The organism is Blautia sp. An249 (assembly GCF_002159835.1).
Classification (GTDB): domain Bacteria; phylum Bacillota; class Clostridia; order Lachnospirales; family Lachnospiraceae; genus Blautia_A; species Blautia_A avistercoris.
The window spans coordinates 80,086-95,039 of record NZ_NFJL01000005.1; the positions used below are offsets into that span (position 1 = coordinate 80,086).

A 14,954-nucleotide genomic window follows, 5' to 3' on the forward strand; every position below is an offset into this window, starting at 1 on the left:
TATCCATGTTTCTTCTCATAACTATGTCAGATAAATATTTCAGCGATGTAGAAATATCCATTCTTTTCTACAACGGCAATCCCTATGTGGGTGTAGGATCTGCTCATCCGCGCTGCTCTGGAGTATTCCTGCACCTGAAATCTAGTATGAATATCTTTTGCTGTTTTTGTAGCAGTTGTACGCCATAAGGTTTCCGACGGAGCTGCTGACTGGATACCAAAACGGCTCAGAAGATTCGATAGGTCTCCATACACCGGTGAGTCAAAATCCGAGTGATTATAGATTGCCATATCAGCAGCCTTAATCCGGGCAATCTTGTAAACATCACTGCCCGCCGACAGCTTCAGTGCTTGCAGCCCGTTTGAGGTGCGCTCCTCATTCAGTTTAGAAAGTACGCTTTGTGCAATATCATCCCGATATTTCAATCCAGATGAAACACGTTCATACTCCTCGGAAAGAGTTGCTCTGACCGCACTTGCGTCAGGAGCGCTTCCGCTTCCTGTTACACTTTGCACCTTACTAATCTCTGTAGGGCCTGTTTTCTTTGTGCTGACCAGTTTACCGCTGGCGTCATATGTCCGTGTGATAACCGTCTGGTAAGTAATAATCCAGCCACCGCTTGTTTTCTTGTCTACTATCGTTTCCGTTTCAACATAGCCACCACCGCTGATTTCTTCTGTAGTAATTCCCGGATTGATAATCGTGATACCGTCGCCACCAGTCTGACCGGTTGATTCTTCTGTTTGCTCTGTTTGCTCCTGCCCAGTCTGTTTTTTTGTCTCATTTTCCTTTTTCACATTTTCCTTTGGCTTTTGGCAGGCTTCCCATGTATAATTCCCATCATCGTCCAGAACTCTTTCCATATAGCCTGTAACCACACCATGCTCGTTGACTACCGCATAAACATTCCCCTGAACTCGATGGTAATTCTCCGGGATGACCATTCCATTGTCTTCCTTCTGGTGAATTTCATTTCCATGTTCATCTACTTCCACAAAATAATATGTATCATCTGCGTTCCTTACATATCGCAGATATTTTACAGAACCATCCGCGTTTGTTACCTTATACACATTTTCAAGCCCTTCAACCGCTTCATAGTCTTCCGGTATATCAGGATTTACATCTTGCCAAAGCCAGGAACCGTCCTCTTGTTTTATTCTCTGTCTGTATCCCTCAATCCTGCCATCTTCTCCGATAACCATATACAGTTCCTCTTCTCCAAGAACGGGAACATAATTCTGGGGGATTTCCGGATCAAGATACCATTCTTCGCCAACATCCGGTAAATCCTCTGCCCTCAGCCACCAGGCTCCCTCTTTCTCATCTGCCCCATACGCATAAGCATCAGGCCGTTCTTCGGGTTCCTTTGCTTTAACCGCCCATAAACTTCCAAATGCTATCTGCAGGAAACAAAACAGCAGTACTAATTTTCGCATTCTCTCTGCGCCTCCTCTCTTATTCTCAGCCCTCTGGGTACTCAAGCTTGGTCTTCTGCATTTTCATCTCCTCCTTCCTTCTTATAAGTTCAAAAAAAATATGCCGGAAACCGACATATTATAAATTCCATCCCCCATTTTCCTATTGCGCATACAAAGTGTATAACCCGACATACAGAGTGTAAACCCCGGTCGTTTTTCTATCCCTTCCACTTCTTTTTCTCTCTTCGCATCCTCTATGGACAGCTTTTGAGTAGATTAAAAGAGAAATGAGCAGGAAAACGATAGCTGCGGTCGTTTAAACTGTCATACGCACGTTTTTTTCTTCTCCTGCTTTTTTACTTCAAAATTACTTCTTATCACCTTCTAAAGAGAGGCCGTTTATAAATTCATCCTTTTTTCTTAAGATTATACCGTTTGGTACGATTTTATTGTCGATTTCCTGCATATTTAGGATAGCGAAAATTATGTAGAATTTTGAAAGGAGATAATTTGTACCATGTATGGATTGCTCGGACCACAACAAAAACTATCCGAAGTTCAGGAAATGTTACTGGGGAAACGCCAGCACTATTCCGCAGCTTTTCTGGATCGTATCACCGGAGATATTAATATCTATGAAGCTCTCCGGTATATTTTTGAAGCCTATCTGGAATGGACGCCCTATCAGGTCAGGGACTGCCTAACCCATGATATTATCCGCCTGTTAAGGCTGGAGCCATTAATTAACCGAATTCCGTGCCCACCGGAATTAGACCGTACAAGGGATCTGGAATATATCGCATGGTATATTTATCCTCAGACCGTCAACTGCAATCAGCGTGATCTTGCCATCAAGGTGTATCACCGTCTGAACAAAGGCGAAATTTCCCGGTTCCCAAAAGGATATTTTGACGGTACTGTTCAAGGATGGTTCCGTGCAAGATGTGCCTTTCAGTGTATGCTGATTGAATATCTGCCCCCTTTTGAGAATCTGGAAGCGTTATATGCATACTTTGCAAGCCCCAGAGGAAAGGACGCGATCCGCAAATATAAACTGTTGGTTCCACTGAGAGAGTTGTATGAATCCCCTCTTGAATACCTGCATGATTCTTTGAGTTCACAGCAAAAGGACGAAGCTTTATATCAGAAATACAGGAAACGACACTCTGGCAGTCCTAAAAAGGAAGGAGGCTTTCCAATTGAAACGTAAAATTTTATTTTATGCTTTTTCTGTAAGCCTGTTATTTTCCGGATGTTCCTCCAAAAGTATATCTGGTAATGACTGGTTGCTGGAGCAGTCTTTTTCGTACTCAGATTTGGAACAAGCCAGTTTAAGTATTTCGGATCTCTTTTCACTCTATTTTGTAGGTGCGGTTGATAAAAAGGACATCCTCAATGAATTAGAACTTTTGACTGCCCAGATTTCATTCAGTCAGGAGCAATACCTTGAAGGAATAGAGGCGATCTCTCCGTCCAGTCACTCCTATGCGTCTAAGAGCGGGGAAGAAGCTCTTACTACTTCCTATGAGATTACATTGGATTTTCTTGATAATGCGGAACTGCTCCTAAAAGCAGGCGAACAGCAACAGCTCATGTATGAATATTTAGAATGGCGTGAACTATTGATTACTCAAATCGCTACATATTGCACAGCAATAGATCTTGTATCTGAAAAGGAGGAGAACCCATGACCAGTATTTATTCCTATGATGGGAAATCAGACATCGGATATCAAAAAAGTATCAACGAAGATTTCATTGATGCTGTGGAACTTGACGAGCGCACTTTACTGCTTTTTGTAGCAGACGGAACCAACAGCGATCCAGACGGCGGCTTACAGCCAGCTTCCATTGCAATACACGAAATGGGTACTATGCTTAAGCGTATTTTCGAGAAATCAGCCTCTGCATTTTTGATGAATCCCGAGCTGTTTCTGACAGAAGCCTTTGAATTCACAAATCGAATTCTTATGGTTTTTACAGCCGCCAACAAAGATCGCTTTGCAGGATTCGGGTGCAGTCTCGCCTGCTGTCTCATATACCAAAAAGAGAATCAAACCTGTGCCACTGTTGTAAATGCCGGGAATACCCGTTTCTATTTAATCCGGTTAACCAAAGGGACACCCGCTATTCACCAGCTTACAACTGATCATACCCGCGCTTCCGATATGGTGTTAACAGGCCAGATCTCAGAAGAGGAGTATTACTCACATTTGGACCGGCTGGTCCTGACCAGCGGACTCGGCATTTTACCGGAGCCCAAACTCCAGATTCTTGATAATCTGTCTATTAAGAAGAACGATATTTTACTGATGACAACAGACGGCATCCACTATGCGATACGACCGGAAGCGCTCTCTGATATTGTCCTCCAATCCGGCACCTGCTCGGATGCTGCGAAAAGCCTGATTGAAGCTGCAAAAATAGAGAAATATCCCGACAACATGTCTGCCCTTATTGCATACATTCCGTAATGTGATCCACCGTCTTTTCATAAAAAAATGGACCATCGCACATTAAGCGATTGTCCATTTTTTCGGGTTATCCCCTCTCCTTTAGAAGCTGCATGATTTCCTCTAATTTCTGAGGTTCTATAGTTTTTAGCAGTTCTGATGATTTCACATTCATCACTGCCAGTATAGTAATATACAACGTCGGCATATTGTTCTCTATTGCTCCTTCTTTCAGTTTACTCATAAAACGGTTTATTGTCTCTTTCGCTATTTTTACATCACTCTCTCTTAAAGTTACTTCGTTCCCGCCAATAACAATTTTCATTTGAGCACCACCTTTCCTTATGAAAAAAGCGCAGCCCTAAACAGTACTGCGCCTTAACGAACCTTACTGCCGTCCTCTCTGAGTCAAATGATCAATAATTCCCTGAAATGCCAGTTTCTTTTCCTGCAGACTGGCATATTCTAAAAACTCATTCAGGTTTCTGTAGGAAAACATCTGGGCCAGACGTGTTTCATTAATGAGAGTTGATAAGATACGAATCATTTTCTCTATATCTTTTTCATCCTTTACGGAGTACTTTTTTTCGCTCAGCACTTCTGACATATACTGTTTGCATGTTTTCCCAATAATCCTCTTCTTCTCCGGATCATTTATTCTCTGGAGATATCCGTACAACTCTGCCAATGCCTGTTCTCCATATTGTTTAAGTGCCTGATTTGCTGTCATCCCCGTGTAAGGGCCATCTGTTATGATCATTGAAGCAGCATACTGCTCCCTCTCCACAGGCATACTGTCACTTCGCTCGTCAACCTGCTCCAGATCCAGCACCCTTTTTTCAACTGGCCGCCCCATACAGGATGTAAGCATCTGAAGAATTGCCTGGTCAAGATACTCTCCTGCACCATCAATCTCAATAATTATTCTTGTACCGACCTTGTATAACCTCACATTTCTCATTGTTGTTCCCGGTTCCGCTTCCATATTCATAACACTCCTTTCATCCATTCCATTTTCTTAAATATGAATGAAATTGTGGTTCATAATGGATTACCAGTTTTTTCCATTTTAAATGACATTGTATTTATGTATGTCAAGTGATATACTGAATTCAATAACTGGTGATGGGAATATTAAGGATTCGAGGTTGGTACGTATGAATATACTATATCTCCAGGATGATACACTCCATTTTCACGGATTCTCCAAGCTTCAAAAAACAGTTGCAATTCTTTATTCCAAGGATACAGGACCTGCAGTTATTGCACCGGGGGAAAACCATTCTTCTATTGTTTCATTTGAGATTGAGGACCATTCTTGTCAGGCGCCAAATATCATTGAATACTTTAAGAAAAAAGGAGCAATCGGGTATGCGTTTGTAGAAACAAGTGACCGCTATATTCAGTCCCCGATTTATTGTCCTGGCATCCCGTCTGAACTGGAGGAAGTGTGAATCCAACTCACTATTTTTTAACACGTAGATCTATTCGGAAGGGCTCTCCAAATAGATCTATTTTTTTGAGATCTCTACCGCAATAAAGGCATACTCCCTGTCAGTTTATTGACCTTCTTTTTGCTCCGCAGAACAGCCCTAAGCAAGTATATCATACTTCCTCTTTTCAGCTCCGTGTGCTATAATCAGAGGAACAGATTCTGAATTTGAGGTGATATAGGTGAGACGCTACATTGTAATTACCGATATAGCTGCATAATAAAAATTATTGGAGGATTTCAAAATGGCTATATCGGAGAAAAAAATATATCCCCGTACAGGAGATAAGGAAACGGTTTATTTAAAAAGCATTGTAACAGACCCGGCTATTATCATTGATGAATTTACTATATATAATGATTTTGTCAATGATCCTCGGGATTTTGCAAGAAACAACGTTTTATATCAATATCCAATCAACCATGATAAGTTGATAATCGGAAAGTTTTGTTCTATTGCATGTGGTGCGAAATTTTTGTTTAACAGCGCCAACCACACACAGACTTCATTATCTACTTACCCATTCCCCATCTTTTTTGAAGAATGGGATTTGGAAATTAAGGATGTTTCAACAGCATGGGACAATAAAGGAGATATCGTCATTGGCAACGACGTTTGGATCGGTTATGAAGCTGCTATTATGGCAGGTGTTACGATTGGAGATGGTGCAATAATTGGTACCCGCGCGGTAGTAACAAAAGACGTACCACCATATACAATAGTCGGTGGTGTTCCTGCCAAACCAATTCGCAAACGATTTTCAGATGAGACGATTTCTTTACTCCTGGAGTTGAAATGGTGGAATTGGCCTATAGAAAGGATTTCACAGAATATAGAGGCAATAAAAACCGGAAGACTGGATAAAATGAAATAAAATACCAACCGTGGGAAGCCTAAAAAAATCCATTTCTTGCAAATCCCAGTCTATAAAGGAAAAGCACCGAGCGAGGGACAAACATCCCCACGTCCGGTGCTTTACTATGTTTCGCTTATTCATTAGTGAAATGGAAAGAAACTTCTTTTCCAAAAAGAACAAAACCGCAACAAATTTTTCAATCCGCTGCCTCTATTTCCGCTATATCAGCAATTTTAACACTATCCCCGTTCTCGAACCGAAGAATTCTCTTCACGTCATCAATTCGTTTCACCCTGCCTGACATTGTTACATAGGCTCCGCCCGCTTTCCTTTGATCCGGCAGAAAATAGGTAACAGATATCTGCGGATGTTGACCGATATGTGCAGCAAGCCAATCTAACTTTCGCTTTATTTCTTCCTGGGAACTTTCACTTAGCTCCAGTCTCGGAATCGTCTGACGACCGGTCTCCTGTATGACATCACCATAACCTGTCAAAGCCGCAAATGGCGAAAACTGGGCGGCACGTTCTTTCATGGTCATCTGCGGGTGTACGCTGGAAACATGGTGAGGAAGTTCCAACATATCATCATACGTCCGTTTCATGCTTTATGTCCCCCTATCTGGCCGTTTCGTTCTCTGGCAGTCGCCCCCTCTTCAAAACTCATGCCTCTGAGGATTGCGTTCTTTCCGTATTTCTTCTTTATCTCCAATACGGCTTTCTGCCAGCGTTTTTCACGCTCATCATCCTGGTTTTCTTTTTTTCGCTGTTCCTCCACTGCGCTGTAATCTGTAAAAAGCTCCATCTGTTCAAAGTTATCCTCTTCCGGCACCAATGCTTCATCAATCACACGATTAGCTGTCAGATAAAGGCGTCGTACCAACAGTTTTGGATCTGCGATCCGGTCGAACAATTCCGTGGCAGAAGCCATCAGTTTTCTTGTCGAAGAAGTATACTGCTTCAAATTTTCGGTTCCATGAGCATGCTTTGGTATTGCGCGCCCGTAACGATCCGTTGATATTTCCCCCAGATATCGCTTCCCACTGGATTTCAAATTTTCTCTATCATACCCTACGGTCAAGACCAACTGGTTTGTTACCAGCCCCCGATCTGCCAGATCCAGAGAGAGCATATCCGCCATTTCGCGAAGTACCAGCCTCGCCTTATCAAATGGATACGGGCAGGATAGCACCTGGCCGGACCCCACGCTATTGGACTCCGGCTTATACGCTTTAATATCTGATATCGTACATGGCTCCCAGCCCCATGCATGATCTATCAACAGCTCTGCATTGACGCCAAAAAGCTGATACAGCAGTTCTTCATTATAATAATCCGTTGCCTTTCCTATGGAACAACGAGCAATATCCCCCATCGTATAGAGTCCGTGTTCTTCCAGCTTTTTTGAGTATCCACGGCCAACACGCCAGAAATCCGTTAAAGGACGATGATTCCAAAGAAGCTGCCGATAACTTTTCTCATCCAACTGGGCAATCCTCACACCGTTCTCATCCGGCTGTATATGTTTCGCTTCAATATCCATCGCTATCTTTGCCAGATACAGGTTTGATCCAATGCCTGCAGTTGCAGTGATACCAATACTTTTCTGGACATCCAGAATCATCTTAGCCGCAAGATCCCTCGCAGACATGCCATAGGTTCCGAGATAAGCGGTTACATCCATAAATACCTCGTCGATGGAATATACATGAATGTCCTCCGGAGCGACATATTTCAGATACACCTCGTAAATACTGGCGCTATATTGCATATATAACGCCATGCGAGGCGGAGCCACCAGATAATCCACTGCCAGATCCGGTGAATCTATTAATTCCTGTGCTTTCCATGAAACTCCTGACAGTGTTTGTCCCGGAGCATGCCGTCTCCGGTCTTCGTTTACTTCCTGGACCCTCTGCACCACTTCAAACAGCCTTGCTCGTCCTGATATTCCATATGCTTTAAGAGACGGTGATACGGCCAGACAGATTGTTTTCTCTGTACGGCTTTTGTCAGCAACAACCAAATTTGTCGTCATAGGATCTAACTCCCGCTCAATACATTCCACAGACGCATAAAATGATTTTAAATCAATTGCCAGATAAACCCTGTCCGCCATTTTTTCCTCCCCTCTCTTAGAAGCAGTTGGTGTTTGTTCCATATTTTTCTATTGCTGCTACAGCGAGCAGTCTCTTTTTCAGCACTTCCCTAAGTGAATGCTTTTCCTCTTTCTCCAGCGAATAGTTCTGAAGAAGCATGGATTCCCCGACTGCCTCCTGAAGTCTTTTCCGTTCAGCTTCTGCCTCCTCTTCCGTAAATCCCCAGAAAGTCATTTCGTAGACAATAGCCGCCGCAAATTTTAACGAACCAATATCATTCAAATTTTGACTGTCCAATTTGTACCCCAATACTTCATTCCACGGAGAAAATTCAAAACGATTTTCTTTCGGAAGATCTACACGCTCAAGGAGCTGCTCCATATCTTCTGGAGAGAATGCATCCAGTTCTGCAACATCTATTCTCGGAGGATCACCACTAAGAAAACGATGAAGGTCTTTACATGCATACAGCAAAATCTCAATCTTTTCTTTGGTTTCCTCTATATCTTTTATTCCTAAAAGCAGATGCTCTGTTTCCACAGCTTGTCTCTTCTTTAAATTTTCGACAAATGCAGTATAGCTCCCGCGAACACTCGTCTGCTCATTCTCGTCCACACAACACAATGTCAAAACTTCTGAAACAACTGTTTCCACAGGACATTGCTCAATCAGTTCTTTTACAATCACTCATCTTACCTCGATTCTGAATTATCCGCATACTATATCCCTTTGAGGGGCTTTGCTTTTTACCCTATCTTATTATATTCATTATCTATTTCTCTAGCAAGGGGATCTTCTTTCTGCTCTGATAGCACTCGCCTCTAATTTACCGTTTTTCTGAACCCTCCTTTAGTACTTTCTCCAAATATTCGATCTTCTTTAGTTCATTGTCATAGTAGTTTTGTTCCCAATCAGTATGTTTCGATTTCACCCATTCCTCAGCCCTCGTATCAATATACTCAGAAAGCATATCCGCAAGAATTTTAAATGCTCCTTCACAGTCACTCCTCACTCTGGGCCGTAGCTTTTCAAGTGAATCATACCGGGATTCCATTGTCGCACGGTACATTGGATCTGTGGCCACATCTTCTGCCTTTTTGATTGCTGCGAGTTTCTTTTCCAAGTCTTTAAATTTTAGTACTTCCATACTGTACCCCAGCCAGGCATAGGGAACTTTTGAAAACAAATCGCTTTTCAGCACGTCAGACCAAAATTTTGCAGGCGCAAAGACCTCCGGATCTGGATCATATTCATTGATAAAATTGAGTACAGCTTTTTCCTCCATATGCATTTTTTCGCAGATATCCTGAATTTCAAGATTGCAGCTTCTTACCGGAACCACCCCATACAGGTAGTCCAATGAGCAATCAAAAAGTCTGCTGTAAGCATAAAGGTACTTGCTTGGAACAAGGTATGCATTTTCTTCATCAAAATGAGTCTGTACTCTTCTCCTGATAGCATCTATATCATGCTTACGGTCTTTTACGATTTTCCCGTGCTTATTTCTGCGCTGAGCTGGTTCTATTAGATCGCGGCAGTTCTCATACAGTGCTTCTGCTAACTGTAGTGGTGATCCTATATTCTTTTCACGTGCAAGCTCCATTAACCTCCGGCCAAAAGCCGGAAAGTCCTCAATTTTTGTTTTTGCGAATGACAAACAATCCCCTTCTTTCTTGTTATAGATATTATTATCTATTTTAATTGATAATCCAAAGAAAACAGATATAATTTCAGACTAATTTATCCTTTACTTTGTTATATCATACTGCTATTATGAAGGCAAGAAGAGCTCTTCAATATTAAATTTGAAATCGGAGGGACAAGCGTATGACAACTACCGGAATGCAAATTGTTGACCTGATAACAGATAACGGTAAACCGGCTCCTGATATGACGCATGCTTTAAAACTTCTCGGAAACGGAAGCATGCAGGCAGGACTAACCCGTATCGGAAATCACTTTAAAGCTGAGATCTCGGCGGCGTTCTCCAAAGGACTGACCAAAGGAAGAATTCAGGGGAGTATTCTTGGTATACTAGGTACAATTGCAGCAGGAAAAACTATTGCTCTTACGGTAAACAAGCAGAAAAAGAGTGCTGCGCATGAAACCGAGGGGAAAGATATACTGAGGGCTATGGAAACGTCTCCCATTCCCGCATCTTCCTCCTCAGCCGAAAACGAACATTTACAGACTTCTGGTAAATAAACCTTTTGTTGCTTCTCTAAAAAATTCCACCGTACCATTCCGGTACGGTGGAGCACTTATTTGATACGTTCAACCTGGAAGCCTTCCGCAATCTGCAATTGTCCACTGGAATCCAAATCGAAAAGCCAGTTATCCTGAAGCATGGAGGGAGTTATTTCCTGTTGGATATAGTTTGTCTGTATGAATTCTTCCCCGCTGCTGCGATTATAAATAAACTGCTTGCCTGCCCCTTCCGAGCTCCATAACAGCTGTCTGGTCTCTGATATCAGCCAATATTCCAGTTTTTGTGTTGAGACAACATCCGCTCTCGTTACATGGTGCTTTTGGTATGCCTTGATATAATAGGTTCCGGCCCGACTGAATGACAGCCTCAATGTTCGTCCATAGGTATGAGTTGTCTTCAGCAGATTTCCCTCGGTGTCATAGATTTCCCATTCATACTCTCCTACCGGTTGTTTATTAATAATCTTTTGCTGTTCCTCTTTGGAAATTCTGTATTCCGTTATGTTGGTTGTCTCAATATTATCTGTCATTCCTAACGAGTTGACATAGGCTTTCAAAATCTGATACCTCAGTTCCTGATAAGGCCAGTCGATCATTCCGCCTCCGACCAAATCGGTCCGGAACTGGGTCCATGTATGATTTTGAAGAATGTGCTCCCATGCAGCAACCAAATCCTCGGACCATGATTTTGTATCAATGCTCTGGAGATAATCCCATGTAAGACCGCTGCCAATAGTAAAAGGAACACTGCCTCCCACATTTTGTCCCCCTGCAACCTGCTCTCTCAGCTCATTAAGAGCCCTGTCCGTATTTTCTGATTGCTGTACATTTCCTCCCTCACTATGCTGGATACCCAGAAGTCCGGGAATCCCCTCAAACTTTAATCCGTTTGTAATGTAAGGAAGAATATCTTGTGCCGATATTGGTATTTCTTCTTTCACCACAATGCTTTTCCCCGGTACATATACAACCATGGATTTTTCTATACTATCCTTTATAATCGATTCTTTAATTTCCCTCTGTTCTTTACTGAGCGAAGTATTCTGACTTGCAATATTCTGATCGACTTCATTTTCAGTATTAGTCGTCCCCTCACCAGATTGGCTGCCCTGGTGCTGACCTGCAACAAAAATAACTTCATCTGACTCTCCCGCAGGCTCATATATCTCGACATTGTCAATCGGAGCTGCCGAAACATTGATCGAACAACTTAAAAGCACAGCAGTCAATAACAGTGTTGTAATTTTTCTGCGACTCATTATGTATGCACCTCCTTTAATCATCCCATACTTTCGGCGGTCTCCAGCCGTTTTCTACCTGCCACTCTATTTCTTTGTAACGGTTCTTGCTCATATCCATTGCTGTCATCGGAAAATAGCTATTGTCTTGCTCACTATACTTTGGATCATTCAGAAGAGAAATGTCTGCCTCATAGACATTAACTACAGAAATGTTTTTATAGCATAGCCCAAGAAATCCATAGCTTGCGTTCTTACTGAAAGACTGTGTTCCTTGATCATTGGTAATCTCAATCAGACCGTTTTTCCTTTTAATTCCCTCGATTTTACTACAAAGAAGATCAAAATCAGAGCCCTCATAATCAGGCAGATAAAACTTGCCTTCCCCTGCGTAAACGCCCAGATACTGCTGGGTAGAAACACTCAGAATGCGAAAATCGACCACTTCAAATACCACAAGGCTCCCGGGCAGAAAACGATTATAGGCACTCACATTTTTAGTCTGATAGGTGAAGGGTAGTGAACTCAGTTTCCCATCCTTAATATAACCCTGCATTTGCTCTGAAAGCCGGTCTCCATATTCTCTCAGTTGTTCATTCTGAGAGAGGCTTCCTTTAATCTCCGCATGATCATTTCCCATGTTAAAATCGCCAAGCACATCAAAGCTATCCATATCTCCTGGTGTGCCAGTATAACACTCCATTAGTTTTTCATAATTTTGCGGCAGACGGTTATCCCATCCCAAAATCCCTTTATAGATATCTTCTGTAATTGCTTTTCCATAAGAATCTGCCGGAGCATTGATTATCTCATCCGATAAGTGTGTATCCCAGATTTTCCCAAGCAGCTCTCCAACGACTTCTTTATCAATCTCTATCTTCAGGATATCCTCTGCATGTTCTTCTTCGTACTTTTCCACGCGTTCTTCTTCATCTGCCTTTTCTTTTAGAGCTTCGTTTCTTTCTCTGATAGCCTCCGTCTTTCCATTACTGTACAAATCGTTAGCGGCTTCACCTATAATCTGCATGGGATCTTCCTCAATCACTGCATCCAAATATGCATCTGGTACCTCACCACTGGATACTCCGTTTTCCTTCTCTTTTTTCAGGATATCCTTCAGCGCCTCTTCTACCGAATCCGCATCTTCCAAAAGCTGTTCACGTGTCAGTTCAATCACATCCGCAAGATCCCCTCCTTCTACGGTTGGCAAATCAAATTGTGAAATACCGTACATATAGTACTCAGAAAGCATGCTCTGTTCATATATGATTTTCCGGATATTTTCTGCCAGAGCGTCCTCTTTTACACTATCTGAAAATCGGATATTCTCATGGTTTGTATAATACTGCTTTCCTTCATACTCAATCTTGTAAGTATAAGTACCTTTATACAATACCAACACTTCCGTTCCTTCAGGCAGCTTTAGATAGAGACCATCCTCCCCTACAGACGGCAGATCATCATTTGGTCCATCCTTTAAGGCAGCATTTTCTTTTGCGATATATCCCATCCGGTTCATTTGAACGATCGTATCTCCGCTACTATCAACAGTAAAATCAGAGAAAGACAGTTTACAGCTGAACTGACTTCCGCTGCCCTGATCTGTCAGACCACTCGCCTCTTTTTCAAAACTGCCGATAAGTACATACCGGTCAGCATCGTCCTGATCAACGGAACCACCCTCTATCATTTGAAGGTTTGTTTCAAAATCAACTTCATCTGCCTCCTTCTGCGACTGAGTGAGCTTGAGCACTGTAACGTCCGTAACTGGTGCCATCAAACTCAGATCAAATACTGCAAAAGTAAGATAGCCGCAGTCTTCATCTTTGATTGCAAAAGCAGCATCCGCGTCACTTTTATTAACCGCTCCTCTTACAGATATCACATCGTTTTGTATGCTGGCTTCTGCGTGAGTTGCTGCCTTCACCTGAAGCGGCACAGATGTTGTCGCGCATGCAAACGTCAGAAGCCCGACTAGCAATCCCGTTTTTCTTTTCATTTCGTTTCGCCTCCTCTCGTGACAAATTTTATCGTTCCCGTGAAGTCATCCCGTACAACTTTTACCTCTGACTTGCGAGCAGTACCCGTTAGATCAGAACTCTGGATATACCAGCCATCATTACTTTTTTTCATGTCCATTCTTACAATGAATAAGTAGATATCTTTTGGCGTGCTCCAATCAGAATACTCTGCCTCACATATTGTCAGACATTGGATTTCCTCGCTTTTTTCTGTGTAGATGTCTGCAACCGAAAACCCCTTTAGTTCCGACTCTGTCTGATTACTGCTGTATGTATCTTCCCAGTCTTTTGCAGATTCATTTGGCGCAAGCTTCTCCAACTGTTTCTCATCTACATTCCCGTTTTCAACATCAAACAGGCATTTTGCATACTGCTCTGCAATCCTTTTCGCCTCACTGGTATCCTCATCACACAACTCTGCATTTCCGTAGATTTTTAATACTGTATCCGTATCATATCCCTGTAGTTTCTCAGTACATCCTGTAATCCCCAGCAAACTCCCTATCAGGCATAAGGATAACATTTTCCTTCTACTCATGATTCTCAACCATCCTTTCTACTCTACTTCACATGCTAAATATGATAGACATTCCCTGCCCGTACTCATACCTGTTTACAATGATTGAAAATCTCAAAAAAACAGCCGATACCAATCTATGTATCGACTGCTTTCTCAGAGCCATATCTTTATCTCCCTTTTTTGCGTTCTCTTTCCCGACGCTCTGTCATATACTCCCTATAACGCTGCTGCTCTCTTTGATAATTTGTCTGCGTATCCTGCAGCGCCTTTCTTTCCCTCTGTTCTTTCTCCCTTTTCAGCTGATTGCCATGCTTCGTTCCAGTAATCGCCGCTGTTATAATTGCAACCAGCTTAAATAGGACCCCTGCTACCACGATAATACCGCATACAACAAACCCCGTGTGTGCCAGACTTCTCCGTTCTTCAAATTTCTGATGAGACTCTGAAAATTCCTGCTCCAGCGTCGATGCCGGCACCGGTTCTGGTTCTTTTTCTTGTTCCTTCACACAGCCCGTACTGAAAGCCATCATGCATATAAGCAAAAGAACCATTGCAATTTTTCTCATAGACTTCGCCTCCTGTCATTCCCCTTACAGGTATTATACTTGTAAAATGACAGAATTAAAAATATTTATTTTTCACACGCA

The 14,954-nt window shown here is 42.4% G+C and carries 17 protein-coding genes; 6 read left to right on the forward strand and 11 right to left on the reverse strand.

The genetic code is table 11. From position 1 onward, the window contains the following. Positions 1-26: 26 nt before the first annotated feature. On the reverse strand, positions 27-1,439 hold the full coding sequence (locus B5F53_RS06515) for a CAP domain-containing protein (RefSeq protein WP_087221578.1): 1,413 nt from the start codon (positions 1,437-1,439) through the stop codon (positions 27-29). Between the two features lie 499 nt (positions 1,440-1,938). Here B5F53_RS06515 and B5F53_RS06520 point away from each other — a divergent pair, with 499 nt between their 5' ends. Genes B5F53_RS06520 through B5F53_RS06530 form a run of 3 tightly spaced genes read left to right on the forward strand, consistent with a single transcriptional unit; the run spans position 1,939 to position 3,894 of the window. Beyond that, entirely contained in the window at positions 1,939-2,631 is a 693-nt protein-coding gene (locus tag B5F53_RS06520) for a hypothetical protein (protein ID WP_087221580.1), read from the forward strand. Further along, positions 2,621-3,112, forward strand: a complete 492-nt coding sequence (locus B5F53_RS06525; protein ID WP_087221582.1) for a hypothetical protein — start codon at positions 2,621-2,623, stop codon at positions 3,110-3,112. The genes B5F53_RS06520 and B5F53_RS06525 overlap by 11 nt, the downstream gene beginning before the upstream one ends. Continuing rightward, positions 3,109-3,894 (forward strand): PP2C family protein-serine/threonine phosphatase, encoded by a 786-nt coding sequence (locus tag B5F53_RS06530; protein ID WP_087221584.1) that lies wholly within the window; start codon positions 3,109-3,111, stop codon positions 3,892-3,894. The genes B5F53_RS06525 and B5F53_RS06530 overlap by 4 nt, the downstream gene beginning before the upstream one ends. 67 nt (positions 3,895-3,961) lie before the next feature. On the opposite strand, the gene B5F53_RS06535 is transcribed toward B5F53_RS06530, so the two are convergent. Together B5F53_RS06535 and B5F53_RS06540 are read right to left on the reverse strand one after the other, a co-directional pair. Further along, positions 3,962-4,198, reverse strand: a complete 237-nt coding sequence (locus B5F53_RS06535) for a hypothetical protein (RefSeq protein ID WP_087221586.1) — start codon at positions 4,196-4,198, stop codon at positions 3,962-3,964. 63 nt (positions 4,199-4,261) lie between these two features. Then, complete coding sequence (locus B5F53_RS06540) at positions 4,262-4,858, reverse strand: hypothetical protein (RefSeq protein ID WP_087221588.1); 597 nt, start codon at positions 4,856-4,858, stop codon at positions 4,262-4,264. Between the two features lie 172 nt (positions 4,859-5,030). Here B5F53_RS06540 and B5F53_RS06545 point away from each other — a divergent pair, with 172 nt between their 5' ends. After that, a complete protein-coding gene (locus tag B5F53_RS06545; protein ID WP_087221590.1) occupies positions 5,031-5,327 on the forward strand; it encodes a hypothetical protein in 297 nt (98 codons plus the stop codon). Between the two features lie 283 nt (positions 5,328-5,610). Beyond that, positions 5,611-6,240 (forward strand): CatB-related O-acetyltransferase, encoded by a 630-nt coding sequence (locus B5F53_RS06550; RefSeq protein ID WP_087221592.1) that lies wholly within the window; start codon positions 5,611-5,613, stop codon positions 6,238-6,240. 178 nt (positions 6,241-6,418) lie between these two features. On the opposite strand, the gene B5F53_RS06555 is transcribed toward B5F53_RS06550, so the two are convergent. From B5F53_RS06555 to B5F53_RS06570, 4 genes are all read right to left on the reverse strand, one after another. Next, positions 6,419-6,826, reverse strand: a complete 408-nt coding sequence (locus B5F53_RS06555) for a hypothetical protein (RefSeq protein WP_087221594.1) — start codon at positions 6,824-6,826, stop codon at positions 6,419-6,421. Beyond that, complete coding sequence (locus B5F53_RS06560; RefSeq protein WP_087221596.1) at positions 6,823-8,340, reverse strand: Y-family DNA polymerase; 1,518 nt, start codon at positions 8,338-8,340, stop codon at positions 6,823-6,825. The genes B5F53_RS06555 and B5F53_RS06560 overlap by 4 nt, the downstream gene beginning before the upstream one ends. Positions 8,341-8,356: 16 nt before the next feature. Further along, on the reverse strand, positions 8,357-9,007 hold the full coding sequence (locus tag B5F53_RS06565; protein ID WP_087221598.1) for a DUF6557 family protein: 651 nt from the start codon (positions 9,005-9,007) through the stop codon (positions 8,357-8,359). Positions 9,008-9,146: 139 nt separating this feature from the next. Next, positions 9,147-9,977 carry a hypothetical protein gene (locus tag B5F53_RS06570; RefSeq protein WP_087221600.1) on the reverse strand — a complete coding sequence of 277 codons (831 nt, stop codon included), beginning with the start codon at positions 9,975-9,977 and terminating at the stop codon, positions 9,147-9,149. Positions 9,978-10,147: 170 nt separating this feature from the next. Here B5F53_RS06570 and B5F53_RS06575 point away from each other — a divergent pair, with 170 nt between their 5' ends. Beyond that, a complete protein-coding gene (locus tag B5F53_RS06575) occupies positions 10,148-10,525 on the forward strand; it encodes a hypothetical protein (protein WP_087221602.1) in 378 nt (125 codons plus the stop codon). A 56-nt stretch (positions 10,526-10,581) separates the two neighbouring features. Here B5F53_RS06575 and B5F53_RS06580 read toward each other — a convergent pair whose 3' ends face one another. The 4 genes from B5F53_RS06580 to B5F53_RS06595 form a co-directional block, all read right to left on the reverse strand. Next, positions 10,582-11,787, reverse strand: coding sequence for a hypothetical protein (locus B5F53_RS06580; RefSeq protein ID WP_087221604.1), 1,206 nt, complete (start codon positions 11,785-11,787; stop codon positions 10,582-10,584). A gap of 16 nt (positions 11,788-11,803) precedes the next feature. Next, the gene (locus tag B5F53_RS06585) at positions 11,804-13,765 is read right to left on the reverse strand and encodes a hypothetical protein (protein ID WP_087221606.1); all 1,962 of its coding nucleotides are present in this window, start codon (positions 13,763-13,765) and stop codon (positions 11,804-11,806) included. After that, positions 13,762-14,325, reverse strand: coding sequence for a hypothetical protein (locus tag B5F53_RS06590; protein ID WP_140398215.1), 564 nt, complete (start codon positions 14,323-14,325; stop codon positions 13,762-13,764). The genes B5F53_RS06585 and B5F53_RS06590 overlap by 4 nt, the downstream gene beginning before the upstream one ends. A 149-nt stretch (positions 14,326-14,474) precedes the next feature. Further along, positions 14,475-14,873: a hypothetical protein gene (locus B5F53_RS06595; protein ID WP_087221610.1), complete on the reverse strand. Its 399-nt coding sequence runs from the start codon at positions 14,871-14,873 to the stop codon at positions 14,475-14,477. Positions 14,874-14,954 lie beyond the last annotated feature (81 nt).